The organism is Sulfolobus tengchongensis (assembly GCF_036967215.1).
Taxonomy (GTDB): Archaea; Thermoproteota; Thermoprotei_A; order Sulfolobales; family Sulfolobaceae; genus Saccharolobus; species Saccharolobus tengchongensis_A.
The window spans coordinates 706,414-722,450 of the sequence record NZ_CP146016.1 but is presented as its reverse complement, the minus strand read 5'-3'; the positions used below and the strand labels follow the sequence as shown (position 1 = coordinate 722,450).

The following is a 16,037-nucleotide window of genomic DNA, read 5'->3' as shown; positions in this document are numbered from 1 at the left end:
ATGATGTTAGCGTAAAAACGCAAAGAAACTAAAACAGCAAAGGTACTACTGCTTATTTCGGTTTTGCTTGTTGTAAAAACGCAAAGAAACTAAAACATCATATCAGAAACAAGGTGACAATATTCTCATTGTAAAAACGCAAAGAAACTAAAACGTGATGAGAATTTTTATCATTTATTTCTTTCATCTAGTAAAAACGCAAAGAAACTAAAACTCTTTCGTTCTGCTCAATTTCGTTGGATATAATGTGTTGTAAAAACGCAAAGAAACTAAAACTATCAAGTGGTGTATAATCGATAAACACTACATAAAAGTAAAAACGCAAAGAAACTAAAACATAAATAGATTAAGAAATAGCAACAGTAGAAGTTCGTAAAAACGCAAAGAAACTAAAACTTTTTCTTATTTATATTTAATAAAAGTAGTCCACAGTAAAAACGCAAAGAAACTAAAACTGATTTGCGTTTAATACAGATTCACCAAGTGCAGGTAAAAACGCAAAGAAACTAAAACTATTCTCAGAGTCAGGCATCAGCGTTAGCTGATGTGTAAAAACGCAAAGAAACTAAAACTTATTTATGATGCACCATTGATTGGAGGATATTGTGTAAAAACGCAAAGAAACTAAAACATCCCCGAAAAAAAAACTCAATCTGAATCTGAAGGGTAAAAACGCAAAGAAACTAAAACATACTAGTCTTTGTAGTCCCTTTAATCTGACTATGTATGTAAAAACGCAAAGAAACTAAAACCTTAATATTACGTTGAACATGGTAGCGTCATAGTAGTAAAAACGCAAAGAAACTAAAACTCAAAAAATGTCCGAACAAGTCCAAGTTGAAATGTAAAAACGCAAAGAAACTAAAACGTCTTTTCTCTCATTTTCTTTTTCTCCGTATAGTTGTAAAAACGCAAAGAAACTAAAACTCATGCCCGTTGTTATGACACCGATCACTGTCATTGTAAAAACGCAAAGAAACTAAAACGAATATCTGCGGTGAATAGACTAATGTTAGATATGGGTAAAAACGCAAAGAAACTAAAACATGAGATGTTTATTGTATCTCTTTCCTTAGCCTTTGTGTAAAAACGCAAAGAAACTAAAACTTGTCGTTCCACCATGACGATAATGCAATGTAATGTAAAAACGCAAAGAAACTAAAACATGTTCTGGAACTTCTACAAACTCTTCAGGTCTATAGTAAAAACGCAAAGAAACTAAAACAATGTTGAGGATGTTAATTTGTATGTTACAAGGATGTAAAAACGCAAAGAAACTAAAACTATGATGGAAGAAATCCAGTTGAATGTCAGATCTTGTAAAAACGCAAAGAAACTAAAACAATATATGCACCAGATCCAAAAGGAGATGTGAAAATGTAAAAACGCAAAGAAACTAAAACGAAACCGAAATCACGCTCATAAGAGTTTCTCGTAAGTAAAAACGCAAAGAAACTAAAACATTGATATATGGCACTCTCTAAATCTGGTGATATTGTAAAAACGCAAAGAAACTAAAACTAGAACTCTAAACTGCTCACAACCTTTACATTCGATGTAAAAACGCAAAGAAACTAAAACTATTAGTAGATCTGCATTCTTGATGATATGTTCTTGTAAAAACGCAAAGAAACTAAAACTTTTTACTTTTTTAAAATGGGTGCAAAATGAAGCCAGGTAAAAACACAAAGAAACTAAAACCTTGGTAGTGTTAATAATTTCATCAATCAACAATGTAAAAACACAAAGAAACTAAAACTTGAAATTCCCTTTGAGTTTGAAGCTGAAGCAACAATGTAAAAACACAAAGAAACTAAAACGTTAATAATTCATCTGCCTTAGCATATACAATATTTGTAAAAACACAAAGAAACTAAAACATCCGTGAGATAGGTGTTGGCGATATTCCAGTTCCAGTAAAAACACAAAGAAACTAAAACATTTAGCACACCTCCCCATAAAGAATCTGGAACAGTAAAAACACAAAGAAACTAAAACTTGTCGTTCTCTTTAACAGTAATCACATTCTTATCGTAAAAACACAAAGAAACTAAAACATATTAGTTTCTCCCATCTAAAATCATTCTGGTAAGTAAAAACACAAAGAAACTAAAACGTAGTTATTGTTGGTGTTACAGTCAATATTGACGTGTAAAAACACAAAGAAACTAAAACAGTCTGTGTTTTTCTTTGAACAACACGTTTAGGTCAAGTGATTCATGTAAAAACACAAAGAAACTAAAACCATTCTTAACTTCCTTGATTGATGAGTTAAAGAGGAGTAAAAACACAAAGAAACTAAAACATTATACAACCTTCTACTACTATGAACGACGTGAACGTAAAAACACAAAGAAACTAAAACCTTTCTTTCAAAAACTTATCGATATCTGCGACAAAATGTAAAAACACAAAGAAACTAAAACCATGGAATTAAAGCTGAGATAGTTGTGAAAGATAATGTAAAAACACAAAGAAACTAAAACAATGTTGTCTAATTCTTGTTTTTTCGGGGATTCAGTAAAAACACAAAGAAACTAAAACATAATCAGAGGTGAAAAAATGGTCGACGTTGAAAAAGGTAAAAACACAAAGAAACTAAAACACAAAACTGGATCTGAGAATTCTTTATAGTATGTTGTAAAAACACAAAGAAACTAAAACGGAATGTACTCATCATCTGCGGTTGCACTTAAGTTGTAAAAACACAAAGAAACTAAAACACTCGAAAAGCGATAAGTTATTTATTACTTTTTCAGTAAAAACACAAAGAAACTAAAACGAGATGTTTCTGCGGGGGCTGATGAATAAGATAAACCGTAAAAACACAAAGAAACTAAAACTTTCTTTGTGAGCTTCTCTTTGGCATAGTCCTCAAGGTAAAAACACAAAGAAACTAAAACTCTACGCGTCATCACCACTTCCCGTACTAATCGCAATGTAAAAACACAAAGAAACTAAAACAATGAGTCTTGTCGGCGTTCTTGCTAGTTTTCTTCATGTAAAAACACAAAGAAACTAAAACAATAATCTCACAGAGAGCTTCGTCGCGTAACTCCTCGTAAAAACACAAAGAAACTAAAACTCAATACCTTCATTCTCCTTCACACATTCGTTAGTGTAAAAACACAAAGAAACTAAAACAGCTGCTAGAAAATGTTGATGAAAGCGTCTTGGACGGTAAAAACACAAAGAAACTAAAACTTTCTCTCTAGCAATCTTCAGAGCTAAATGAGTGTGTAAAAACACAAAGAAACTAAAACATAAACCAGATGGGCGTCATCTGTCGCCCTTCAGTTGTAAAAACACAAAGAAACTAAAACTTGAATGTTACTTTTGAATCCCAAAAAAGTCATTAGTAAAAACACAAAGAAACTAAAACCTAAATGAGATAAGAAAAATTTATAATCGTAAGGGTAAAAACACAAAGAAACTAAAACATTAAAATATTCAATGATCTGACTCAATACTTCATCAAGTAAAAACACAAAGAAACTAAAACTTGAGCGGTCTTTGGTTTGCTCCAGCCGTGAGAAGTAAAAACACAAAGAAACTAAAACTCATCGCCGAACCTTAACCACATTTTAATTGTTACAGGTAAAAACACAAAGAAACTAAAACGACAATATGAATCTCATGAAAGAGAAAGAGAAAAAGAGTAAAAACACAAAGAAACTAAAACTATTGTTTGAATCGCTTCATTTTTTAGTGCGTCAATTGTAAAAACACAAAGAAACTAAAACGAACCAAATCTTCATAACTAGAATCCTTATGGCGTAAAAACACAAAGAAACTAAAACAATGGAATTTCTGTCTGAATTTTTTCCACTTTGTGGGGTATTTATAAATTATCTGGTTTTGAACGTTTTTACCATGATGAGAATTCAAAGAATAATGTGGATCTTGAAACACTTCACAAAGCGTTTATAGTTATGTAAATTTCACGCTTTTATGGAAACTGCTTTTAATCACTCTTTACTTCAATTATTGCATAGCCAAAACCGGCTCCTCTACCCGTACCTACTCCCATTATTTGCGCATGATTAAATATCTTAACGAAATCTTCTAGAGCTTCTCTGGGGACTTTTTCTCTTCTTATGAATTTAGCGTAGCCAATTATTCCCGGTAACCAGTTACCGTTGTAGTAGTACCAAATTCTCTTCACGTTTTCTAAATTATCATGGGATTCAAAGAACGCGTAGCCTAGTCTAACAATACTTCTCTTATATTTCTCTCTTAGCATTTCATAAACGTTTACAGAGAATATAAAGGGAGGGATTGGTGTGAATCTCTTTAACTTATACTGCTTAAGCCCAGCTAATCTGGCAAATGGATCGTTAAATACGGTAGGCGAGATAAACTTAACTATTAAGGAATTGTAGTTTAACGGGTAATCCACCGGAATTTGCTCATAACCTATTGCCTTCACCTTTACATCAAATTCCCCATATTTGAATGATATTCCGGAAAACAGTCTTCCTAAAGCGGAAATGAATTGCTGGTATAGGTCATCTCTTAAACCTACAAGGAAGTAGTAATCTCCACCAATGCTTATGGATATTTTGCCGTTGGGTTTAGTGAAGCTTTTAGGGTAAATCGCCTCAGAGGGAAATTTGTCATCTCCTCTTAGAAGTGGAGTTATTCTTATGGGTTTTGGAGTAGGATAAGAGGGATTTTCGAAGACTTGTTCAAATTCTGGATTCGCGTTAACGAGAACAGCTTTAACGAACTTACCAGTGTAATCAGCCGTGATGAAGTCAGAAACGTTAATTTTCAGCCTATGCAAAGAGTAAGGCATGAGAATGTGAGAGAAGAGAGCGGTAAAAAACTTTTTGTTAGTGTTTTTTCGAAATGTCGCTTTTATGTAAATTTAGTTCTCTCCTTATACGAATCTTCTCTTCTATGCCACTTAATATCACTTTTCTCTGCTCTGTGAGGGTTATTGCTGACTTCCTCTCCGCCCTTAAAAAGGCGAAGCTTTCTGCCCGCAATTTTTGTAAACTATCTTATTTCGTACGTTTACTTCAGAGAGAATATAAAGAAGTAGCGTAAGTTTTGAAACATCCCACAAAGTAGATAGAAGTGTTTCGTGGGATTATTTGTAAAGCTATCTGGTCTGTAACGTTACCGTTAATATAAAGAGTGCTGGTGTGTAAGCAACATCGCCAATGGGGTCTGTTAATATAAAGAGAATATAAAGAAGTAACGTAAGATGGAAAAACACCACAAAGTATGGATAAGGCCGTCTTGCGTAAGCTACCTAATATGCGAAACACCACAAAGTATAAAGATAAAGGATAACGAGCTCACTAATAATTATTTTTTATCATTTTCAATGGATTTTATGATAGCGTCAACTTCTTCTCTTATCGATTTAATTGAATTCTCTATTTTTGTTAGATCCACATCTTTTGCCAATTGATCTATTTCTCCATTATTTTTAATTTGGGTCTTTGTATCCACAGACAGCCCGCTGTGCATTATAAAGTTCCTGTATTTAATTAGATCTGATATCTTTTTTGCTATCATTTCATCAACTTTATCTTTGCATTCCTCGAATGTGCTCCTTTCCTTATTTGCTCTCTGTTCCTTCTCGATATTTTCTTCATTTGTCGTTTCGTAAGCCCCTCCACCCTTGATTTTCATACAATACGCTATTGGATATTCTCTAGCAAGAGATAGGAATTTATCGTAGTACTTTACCTTTGCGTAAAGGTCAATAATCTTATTAAGAGATTCCAGGTCGTTATTCCCCTTTATACTGTTCATCAAATCCTTTACCCTTAAAGCGGAATAGAAGTTAGATAATAGAATGGAGTTGAAGCTCGACAACTTTGAGTGGGAATACCATTCCTCATATAAATCTCTCAGCGCGTTTACTCTATCCTCAAATTCATCCATATTTTTCTCTAAATTCTTCAACATTTTCACTGCATTAACCGGTAATCCGTTCCTTAATTGAGCCAAGAAATTCTTTATCATTCCAGGGTCATGGGATTTAATATTCTTTAAGATAGAGGAGAATTCTGGCATATCATTGGGATTAATTTGTTTCAGTCTACTAGAATAATCAACGAAATATCTTTCATCAACGTTCATAATTGACTCTTCAATCATTATTGAGTTTCTCATAGCCTCAATAACGTCAGTTAACTCCACGATATTTACCTCCTTCTGAGTCCCTGGTGGTCCCATGACTGGAGCAGCATATACTTTGGAATTAAACATGGAAGCTAAAGCTAAAGAAATGCCAACCAACACATTGGTACCATGAGTTAAGTCCAAAATTATTTCATATCCCTTATCATGGTACTTTTTGAATATTGAATATATCACATTAAAAATGAAAACGGGGTTTCTGTTTTCCGAATAAGACGTTCTTTTCAGCCTATTATTCTCATCCCTTTTGATCACTGCCTTATTGTCTTCTTTTATTTCTAACTCTAAAGCACTTCCAATCCCCGTGTTTGGGATAACATAAATCTCTAATTTTTGTAAAAAATCCTCAATTTCATGAGAATTATATTTTAATTCATTAGCTCTATCTCTAATTAGTTGCTTATAAGCTTCCTTTAATTGATCTGGAGTAAATTTATTTTGATCAAATGATATTAAAGAATCTGGTAACAAACCCACTACCTTATCTGTATTAAATATTTTATAAAGAGCATGTGCTGCGAAAAAGGTACTTTGACTATCGTTGTTGTATCTGTAAGTTATTACACTATAATTACTTATATCACCTGCAATGTAAAACAAAGCTTTCATAAGGGATTCTATATCACGTAGTTATATAAATTTTTAACGAATTGAAAAGAGTGAATGTTAAGCTAGTGTGTGTATCATTTGGAAACTAGACGATAATTCTATGAATAGTCTTAATAAAGAGAATAGCTTCAATTTTCAGAAAATCCACAAACTAATGTTAATCAGTAGTGTGTGTAGTATCTGAATTATCTCTTTGCGAAGTATAAATTTGTTTCACTAAATTTACTCTAGACTAAACTCATTAAATAACACGCTACGCCACGCGAACCGCGTGAACCTCACCCACCAAGAAATCAGCCATCTCCCTCATAACGTGATAAACCCAAAACTTCAAAAGAGCAGCCTTACCTTGAAGAACACCCCTAGCGCGAATCCCATCACCAAACATCCTCTTCACAGCAGATATCACAACCTCAACCCTCCACCTCTTACCATAACCCCTTTTCCTACTCCAATCACGTGGCGACTCCCTATACTCTAAAATAGTATCACGCCTCCTCGGACTAGCCCTATCCACATTAGCCGACCTCTTAGGCGGAATCACAACCTCAGGAACTAGATCATAAATAGCATTAGAATCATAAGCCTTATCCCCATAAAACTTCGTAACCCTCCCACCCCCTTCACTTACCTCCTTAATTACCTTAACTGCCGACTTAACTTCAGAGTTCTCAACCTCAGCCTTCAAAACCTTCATGGAATTAGCATCAACGTGAACTACTATTTTGAGGAACTTTCCCTTTCCTCCCTTTTTCCACTTTGCCCTTATGTACCTACCTCCTTGTTCAACGCTTATTCCCGTGCCGTCGCTTATTAGTTCTACTTCATCCTTGACTTTGTTGAAGTCTAGTTGCATGTTTTTTAGTCTTAGGTGGATTGTCTTGTAGTCTAGGTATACTGGTATTATTCCCATTTTGTATAGTGCTCTCAGAATTCCCTCTATTTCTCTGTATGTGAAGAATACGTAGAGGAAGGCTAGGAATTGGTTGAACATGAGTGGTGCTTTGTAGGGTCTTGTTTTTGCCTTCTTGTTATCCTCCTCTAGAAGTTCGTACCAATGTTCAAACACGTAGTAGGGGAATATCATCTCGTATCTAGTTATGAGGTTCTCGTCGTACTTTGACCAATCTCTAGTGTATCTCCTTTCCTCAGAGGACATGATTATCATTGGTATTATGCCATTTTAACCTTAACTCTAGAGAAACTCCACAAACTAGTTAATCAGTATTAAAATGAAGTTTTAAAGGACATTAAGAATAAAAATAACTAGGAGTATATCAAGTACGTTCTTATTCGATATGTTTCAGAGGAAAAAAATTAAGTAAAAATGAATCTAAATGACATTGTGGGGTTTTCCAAAACTTATGTTATTATACTCTCTGTAGTAAAAAGAACGTACTAAACCATATAAGCCCCATAAGGCATGCTTGATGAAACTATATTCGTGAGTGTGTTGATTAGGTTAAATGAAAAGTAGTAACGCATCAACTGCATCGCACTTGTTTCTGTTTCTTCCTTCACATGCTACTAATGCGGAAGCATAAGTGGATATGAGTCTAGCCATTTCTGTGAAGTTCTCCCATTCCTGTATGTCGTCCCTTTTTATGACTATTGTGAAAGCGTCATATAGATCTTTCATTTTTTTCATAGAAACCTTTTTATCAGAGATTATGATGAAGGGTTTTGCTTTTAAGAACTCTGAGAATTTTACGGGGTTAGAAAAGTATTGAAGACTACCATCGTTTACCAACACTTCTGGATTTTGTTTTGAAGGTGTTTCCTTAAAACATTCTCTCTCCTCATCGTATTCGAAGTTTCTTAAAAGTGTGAAGAAGTCGTCTTCTCCTCCACTGCACCATATCCCTTTTATCCCCCCAGGTCTAAAAGCGAATAGATAAAAGTAGTCTTGAGAGGTTGGGGGGATGTTAATCTGATAATGAGAAGGTTGTTTTATCTCTTCATCTTTATCAAGAGATATTGAATAAAGAAGCTTATATGTATAGTGTATTCCTTATTTTTTCACCAAGGTCAGCTCCTGCTACTAAATTACGTCTCTTTTCTCTATTTCCCCAAATATTTTAGTTAACTGAAGTTATAATTTCATAAACATTTTCCTTATTGTTAGCAATGGTGCGACTTTAATAATATATCCAAATATTTTAATTAAACTTTCACATAGTCCTAAAAGAAAGATGGAAGTAAGAGCAATCTATAAGCAATGTTTCAGAAAAGTGAAAAAGAGACGTAAGTTTCTATTTTGTTGTGAAATACTATCATGTATTAAGAAGTCCTTGCATGATATATTAAGTTTTTAAGGACGTTTATCTTTTTAGATTTTTAACAGTTAAACTATCTACTGAATCGGTTATACCTAACAAACCTATAAAAGGTATTTATTATAGATTAAATGCCATGGACATAAATTTTCACATGAAGTGAAACTTTATATAAGCTATTAGTCTAGAGGAAATTTAATGAAACAAATATACACTTTGTAAAAAAGATAATCCAGGTACTAAACAGAGTATCACGCAAAGTGTAATTCTCACGGAGAGTCTAATATGCACCACGAAAAAGCCAACAACGTAAAAATTGATAAAAAATTTATTTACCTATAGGTGTAAATGGTAAATAATGAATTTGAGCTATTACGATGACTTAATAGCGCTTGTACAAAAATCGCTTGAGCTGGTGAAATTTAGGGAGGCTATTAGAGAAGCTAAAGAGAAGTCCCCTCAGTCATTTATATTTCATTCCATCTCCGTGGGTACATTATCTCTAGCAATCTTAGACGAAATAAGAAACATTGATAAAGATGGAGTTGCTCTTCTAGAACATCTATATAACATCGATTACAAAAGCTTAGCGTTCTTTGGTGGTTTCTTTCATGACTGGATGAAACTTTTTTCAGAGAAAGAGGAATACGAATATAAAATTCCAAAAGAGGCCATAAATAAAGCAAAAGAAATTGCAAAGATGACTGGATTACCAAATTCAGATAAATTTATTGACGTAATTGCTAACTTTGCTGAAGGACCTTTAACATCTAACGAGGAAATCCCGTTGTGGGCCTCTGTAAAGATTGCAGACATGTTAATGATTAGTACAATTAGGGGTGTGAATGACGTCCTTTACTATGCTGAAAGAATGAATTATAAAGATGCGATTAAGAGATTAAGCGGTTATAATTTGAAACTCTCTTACCTTCAAGCTTCTCCAAGGCTGTTCACGTCAATTGTCTCAGAGGAGATTATTCAAGCTATAAACGGTCGTCCATTAATCTCTTATCATGATGGAATAATTTTCTTAAGTAGAGGGAGTGGCAGTAATAAGATAAACTTGAGTACACTTTATAACATTTTGTCAAGTAAGCTTAAAGGAGGTAGTAAAAGCGGTAGTGAATATGAGAATGGAAGAGAGTATAAGAGTATAGTAGAGTGCATCAAAAATAAGGAAGAGGAATGGAGGAGAGCAAATTTAGGAGACTTTTCTGTTTTTTATGACGAAAACAAAAATCCAAAGCAATTAAATGCCTTTCTACATACAAGCATATGTAAATATTACGAGGACATTGTGTCATTATTAGATAATAAGGGAAAAATTGAAGTTGCTAGAAAAATAATTGAAGACTTCAGAAACGATTTGCCTTATGCAGTTATTGCTTACTTTTTTGAGAAGTTCAGCAGTGATAAGTCCTCTAAAGGTTACATCAAGAAGTACATGAATGTAAAAGAGAGGTTTCCGAACTATCTCAAGACGATAGATAAAGATAAAGCCTTGAACAAGATTTTAGAGGCGATAGAAAAAAGGTATTCTTCCGACTCTAACAAAATCGATTTGACATTAGTCTCTATAGTAAAGAAAGCATTTAACGGTGATATAGTTAACGATTTACCTCCCATAGAAATAGAGCCTAAAAACTATTGTATAGTATGCGGAGCACCTATATATGGAGAATCAGCTAGCTTTGGACATTATGGTTTTCAATTGAAAGGAAAAAAGGAAATTTGGATTCCCAGAGAAAAGGCTATGGCTGACATCGATAATGAATCAAAACGATGGGTTGTATGTCCAATATGTAATTATGAAGCGAAATTGATGAGCGAAGAATTAAACACCCCATTTATTATTGTATCCTTTTACCCTGGTGTTCCAGTAGACTTGCTTAAGATCTTGGACTTCCTAACTTCTACCGAGAAACTGTATTTCATAGATGTCATAAATAATGAGAAGTTTAGTAAAATTTTCAGTAACGCTGGTGGTTCTCTAGCATATTCTGAGAAAAAGATCCACCCAGATTACTTAGGGTCTAAAATCGTTATCCCAGCAAACTTATTGAACATTACTACAATAAACACTAGGCTAACTAAAGAAGTGTTAAATGGGATTTTGCCGGAAATTCCATCAATTTCAATATCATTCTTAGCCTCACCAATCTACATAACTGCTAACGTTTACGATTTCCCGTTACAGTCAAAATACATTGAAGTGTCATCTGATATAAACTATTTGTGGTTAAAGAACTTGAATAACGAGAGGCTGTTAATTCAGCTTTTAGCATATAAGGCAAAATATTTAGCACTGACGAAGGCCATTAAAGATAAAGATGATAGGAGAAACTATCTCAACTCCATGATAAGCGATATGGATAGGTTCGCAGAAGTAGACTCCTCGCTTTCCGTAATTGCTCTAGGTATGGCTATAAATGAAGAATCAAGTTTTTTGAAATCCCTTCTTCCTTATACGTATTTTCTAAATCAAGCGTTTGGGAGGGTGAGTAAAATGGGAGAAACTTTCTCTAAATCCTTGTATGTAATTGCAAAAACCCTAACTGAAATAATAAAGGAGGAAAATCCATCAAAACACCAGATAGTAGGGTTCTTTAGAGATGGAAGAGACATGTTTTTTAAATCATCTCTAGCTGAACTTAATAAAGATGATAGGGTAGGAATAGCGACAAATGCTGCCTTAGCCTCACTACAAAACAAATATGATGTTAATGATAAACAAATGGTAATTTTGTTCTCTAATTTAAGGGATGTTTTTTCTCTTCTCTACGATATAGAGTCCAAAACGGATAGAAGTCTCTCCTTGTCCATATCAAATGCATTAGCTAATTGGTTATACGTTTTGTTCGAATCAATTCGTGCGGGTGAGAATAGTGAGTAAGCAGTTCAATCCAGAAGAAGCCTTCAAATCCATATTTGGAATAGAATATGAAAAGGTAAAGGAATTTTTTTCAGATCTATCCAAAGTAGACTCAAGCAACGTAATACCAAGAGGTAGAGTAATCAATGTATATCTAGTGATAAGGGCTGAAAATGAGTTACTAATAAGGCATGAAGGTGGAGAAGACTACTCATACGCCGTTATAGGCAAAGAGAAATATCCAATCATACTATACGAGAAATTACAAAGCGTATGGAGAAGAAAGGAGTTAGAACTATTACGCCATGACTATGACTTACACAAAGCAGATATAGACAAAATAAGGGACAAAAGCGACGAATGGCAATGTGCATTAAGGCCTAGCGCTTCCGTCAAGGGTGGAAAACAAGATAACGTAGAGGAAAAGATTGGGGGTCAATGTGGTGAATGCCCAGACTGCATGACATTTGGTTATGCGGTGAGAGAAGGAGCAAAATACAATGTAAAGAGCAGAATTGAAGGAGATTTACTCATAGCAACTCTACCAGACACAAAGACAATAGTGCTTAGAACTCATAATGCAGTAGATGATGTTTCAAAAACAACCAAAATTGGTAGAGATGAAGAAGGGACTTCAACTGGTGCATTATACGTATACTCTTTAGTCAGAGAAAACACACTATTTGTTGGTAAAATTGCCATGAAAGATATTAGTATAAATGACTTCCTATTGAAAATGGCAACACTTTCAATAGTAACTAAAATTGGAGGTAGGACTACTCATTACGGAAACATAAAAATACACATACCAGCAGTTGTCTTCTCAACTTTTGAGGTGTCATCAAGCTACGACATCTTTACAAGAGTTAAAGGAAAAGAAAGCGTAGAAGAAGTTATGCCAGAAATAAAAAAATACCTTGAGGATAAGAAAAAAGGTATAGTAGTAACTTCTGATAGAGATGATTTTGCTGAGAAAATAAGACAAACCATAGTTGACGAAAAGGGTCTTATCATTCACGATATAGTTGCCAAGGCATGGCAAGAGGGACTTAACTTCAAGAAGTCAATAGAGAGGGAAGTTGGATCAGATAAGAAAAAAGAAGGTAAAAGGGGTAAGTAGATGATTTACAAAGTCACTCTTAAGGTTGAAGGTATTCTCATTTTTTCCTCTGAGGTTAGACCAGCAATAATTCAAGGTGACCCTTTAGGTTCTTACATTACGCCCTTACCTTACATTCACAATTACCCCCTAATATATGGTATAATAGGCAAAAGCTCAGAAGCCTATTTCGTAATTCCTTCCATGCATTTAGCTAATTATACTGAGAGAGGTGGTGAAACTGAATTAAATTATACCAGTGTGAAGGCTGTAATTGAAGAGGCTAAAAAAGGGAAAGGCTTTTACATTTATCCGGCAATACCTAAAAAGATAATAACGTCCTCGTTCTTAATGTCTTCTGAAAGCTGGACTTACTGGTTACTTAGAGGGAAAACAAAAAATGTCTTTCCAAGATTAACGAGTTATACCGCATTCATGCCAGAGAGTGAGTTCGTAACATATATGGTAAGCAAGAAGGGCTTCATTCCACCAGAGTGGATAAGGATTGGAAAGAAGAGATGGGGAATAATGAGAGTTGAAGTAGAAGAAGTTAAACTTCAGAAAAAAGAGAAGAAGAGCGATTGTTTAACCTCAATACCAGTAAACTTTAAGGATACTACTGAGTTTGGCTACGAGGTAAAAAGCTTCTCTAAAGTACTAGAAACGCCTTCATCTGAAGAAGGGCTAATAGGTTGGGTAACACTTGAAGAGTGTTGGAATGTAGTTGGTAAAGTGAATCAGGAGACAGTAAACCTTGAATTACCATTCCCTAACGAGAGCTTCATAAGTGAGGACTAAGGTTTCTTAAGCATTAATTCCTAAGCCCTAAGTCTCTAATTACACTATTAGTTTGACACACAACTTGACGTGATAAAATGATCACCACTCATAAATACATAATACCACCAGTTTACATAGAAAGCGGAGAAATAAGCTTAAATGGAATTAGGCTTAGAAGATTTCAAGAAGAGCTTTACTACGAACTCAAAAATCACGATAAGATTTGTCTAAAAGCCCCTACTGGATCTGGCAAAACATTCACGATATTCACTTTGCTCTTTCACGCCTGGAAGTTAAGAAGGCCAATTATTGGATTATACCCCTCTAGAGAATTAGTAAAAGATCAGTCAAAGTCAGTGGTTGAGACTCTCAAGAAAATGGGTTTAACTGAGGTGAAAGACGCCTGCACCTCTTCTGAAGGAAAAAGTCACGACGCCTGCACAGTGTTTAAGGGTAAACTAGAGTTAACAAAAAACGGTAAGGTGATTGACGTAGTTGAAGGAGAAATAGACGTGGTTACATTAACGAGTGAGACCAGTAATGACGTCTTTCAATTTCTTGATAACTATCAACCATTCCAGGATGGGGTTACAAGATACTTAATCCTCCTCACTGTGCCAGAGTACCCCTACATGTATATTACTCACTTAGGAGTAATGAAATCCTTTGGCACAATAATTGAGGCAGTGGTAAAGGGAAATCCAGAGGCTATTAAAGGTAAAAAAACAGAGGCTAGTATGATTTTCAACAAATTCGCTCTTCTCTTTAACGGTTATTACTTCATTGACGAGTTTCATCTTTACACTGGTCTCTCTCGTTCTTCCCTCAAACTTCTAGTGAAAATGATTGATGATTACAACGTAAACAGAAAGCCAAAATACGTTTTCTCGTCAGCAACACCAGTAAACGTTGAATGCGAGAAAACAATTGAAGTTAAACCTTCATCACAAGGAGATCAAATAAGGAAAGAGAACTTAGTTGTTTTTCACTTAACTACTTCAGACCCACAAGAGGAAATAGTTAAGAACGTTGATGAGCTCTTAGCAAACGTAAATGGAAAAGTTGGAATAATTGTTGACAGAGTTTATTATATTGTAGAATTGTGTGATAAAATTCAAGCAAGTGTAGTTTGGGGTTTGGATAACGTTTATGGTAAGTGTTACAAGAGCAATGACATTAGAAATGAGAAAATAATAGTTGGGAATCACGCAATTTCCTTTGGCATTGATATTCCAAACCTTGATTTCGGAATAATTCACGCTCACGACGTGGAAACTTTAATTCAAAGAGTTGGAAGATTTGGAAGACATGGAACTGGAAGAGCTGAAATTCATATATTCTTAAAAGCACCAGCAATAAGCTTCCCTTCAAGCGTGGATTACCTTGGCTTTCTTTCCCTTGCTGAAAAAATGTATAAGAAAAGAGTTGATGACAAACTTGATCAAATTGAGTTCGCTAAAATTAGGGAAGAGGTAGTATTTAACGTGTATCTCACTTTGAAGAAATTAGCAAATAGTCAAAACGTTGAATTAACAAAGATGAACGTAGATTTACCTACAATTACGGATGCTAATGAATACTTCAACATATTTGCCTTTAGACCGGGCGGAATTAAAGGTAGGTGGTGTAATAATAAAGACAAGACAGACGATTTCTTTACGTTAATCAGAAACTTTGAGTATGATTATGAAAATGATTGCTTTAAAGATATCCCGCTAAAGCAAATCCCAGAAATCGTTATCAACGCGGGTAGTCTCAAAGGGTTTGAGAACAAATTAATGAAAGTAGAGAATTTCTTTAAACGAACCCACGCAAGAATTATACTTAGGAGTGATGGAGGAAGAGGAAAAAGGAAAATTGAGTTAGGCAGAATTAGGCCATTAAACGACGCCTTTGTAATTCCACTAAAACATGATTTATGGAAGAACTTCTCCGACATTGCTAGGCTAGTTTCAACATATGCCCCAGCTATCGTAGCGTGTGAGGGAATAAACAAAGTTGAGTGCGAGAACGTCAACGCTTTATTACTCTTCTTGTGATAAAGGTGTAAAAACAGTTTGCTCACGGTTTCGGTGATTTTAACGAATATATTAACCATGACCTATATAAAGTACGCTTTTTGCGTAGTTAACAAGAACAAATGTGATTTCCATTTAACTAATGGCTTTAGTACTACAGTCTACTGAAGATTACAAAGTTCTGTGGACGTTTGAAATCATAATTTGTAATTATTCTGTGTAAT

8 protein-coding genes and 1 CRISPR repeat array (1 of these 9 running past the window's edge) are annotated in these 16,037 nt (G+C 34.5%); of the genes, 4 read left to right on the top strand and 4 right to left on the bottom strand.

Annotation, left to right across the window (positions count from 1 at the left end; translation table 11 throughout):
* A CRISPR array of direct repeats spans window positions 1-3,800; the repeat unit is 24 nt; unit sequence GTAAAAACGCAAAGAAACTAAAAC (it extends 1,650 nt beyond the left edge of the window).
* 164 nt (window positions 3,801-3,964) lie between these two features.
* The 4 genes from cas6 to V6M85_RS03295 all read right to left on the bottom strand — a co-directional run bounded on the left by cas6 (window position 3,965) and on the right by V6M85_RS03295 (window position 8,521).
* The gene (cas6, locus tag V6M85_RS03310) at window positions 3,965-4,798 is read right to left on the bottom strand and encodes a CRISPR system precrRNA processing endoribonuclease RAMP protein Cas6 (RefSeq protein WP_338602957.1); all 834 of its coding nucleotides are present in this window, start codon (window positions 4,796-4,798) and stop codon (window positions 3,965-3,967) included.
* Window positions 4,799-5,316: 518 nt separating this feature from the next.
* A complete protein-coding gene (locus V6M85_RS03305; RefSeq protein WP_338602954.1) occupies window positions 5,317-6,768 on the bottom strand; it encodes a TM1812 family CRISPR-associated protein in 1,452 nt (483 codons plus the stop codon).
* A gap of 253 nt (window positions 6,769-7,021) precedes the next feature.
* On the bottom strand, window positions 7,022-7,927 hold the full coding sequence (locus tag V6M85_RS03300) for a transposase (protein WP_338598132.1): 906 nt from the start codon (window positions 7,925-7,927) through the stop codon (window positions 7,022-7,024).
* Between the two features lie 303 nt (window positions 7,928-8,230).
* Window positions 8,231-8,521 (bottom strand): hypothetical protein, encoded by a 291-nt coding sequence (locus V6M85_RS03295; protein WP_338602951.1) that lies wholly within the window; start codon window positions 8,519-8,521, stop codon window positions 8,231-8,233.
* An 881-nt stretch (window positions 8,522-9,402) separates the two neighbouring features.
* On the opposite strand from V6M85_RS03295, the gene V6M85_RS03290 reads away from it, so the two are divergent.
* The 4 genes from V6M85_RS03290 to V6M85_RS03275 all read left to right on the top strand — a co-directional run bounded on the left by V6M85_RS03290 (window position 9,403) and on the right by V6M85_RS03275 (window position 15,834).
* On the top strand, window positions 9,403-11,937 hold the full coding sequence (locus V6M85_RS03290) for a CRISPR-associated protein (protein WP_338602949.1): 2,535 nt from the start codon (window positions 9,403-9,405) through the stop codon (window positions 11,935-11,937).
* Window positions 11,930-13,036, top strand: a complete 1,107-nt coding sequence (gene cas7d, locus V6M85_RS03285) for a type I-D CRISPR-associated protein Cas7/Csc2 (protein WP_338602947.1) — start codon at window positions 11,930-11,932, stop codon at window positions 13,034-13,036. Before V6M85_RS03290 ends, cas7d begins: the two co-directional genes overlap by 8 nt.
* Window positions 13,037-13,813, top strand: a complete 777-nt coding sequence (locus V6M85_RS03280) for a type I-D CRISPR-associated protein Csc1 (protein WP_338602944.1) — start codon at window positions 13,037-13,039, stop codon at window positions 13,811-13,813.
* Between the two features lie 77 nt (window positions 13,814-13,890).
* On the top strand, window positions 13,891-15,834 hold the full coding sequence (locus V6M85_RS03275; protein ID WP_338602942.1) for a DEAD/DEAH box helicase: 1,944 nt from the start codon (window positions 13,891-13,893) through the stop codon (window positions 15,832-15,834).
* Window positions 15,835-16,037: the final 203 nt, after the last annotated feature.

Coding starts and splice junctions, on each gene's coding strand:
- V6M85_RS03290 (WP_338602949.1), top strand. CDS start 9,403: ATGAATTTGAGCTATTACGATGACTTAATAGCGCTTGTACAAAAATCG.
- V6M85_RS03280 (WP_338602944.1), top strand. CDS start 13,037: ATGATTTACAAAGTCACTCTTAAGGTTGAAGGTATTCTCATTTTTTCC.
- V6M85_RS03300 (WP_338598132.1), bottom strand. CDS start 7,927: ATGTCCTCTGAGGAAAGGAGATACACTAGAGATTGGTCAAAGTACGAC.
- cas6 (WP_338602957.1), bottom strand. CDS start 4,798: ATGCCTTACTCTTTGCATAGGCTGAAAATTAACGTTTCTGACTTCATC.
- V6M85_RS03275 (WP_338602942.1), top strand. CDS start 13,891: ATGATCACCACTCATAAATACATAATACCACCAGTTTACATAGAAAGC.
- V6M85_RS03305 (WP_338602954.1), bottom strand. CDS start 6,768: ATGAAAGCTTTGTTTTACATTGCAGGTGATATAAGTAATTATAGTGTA.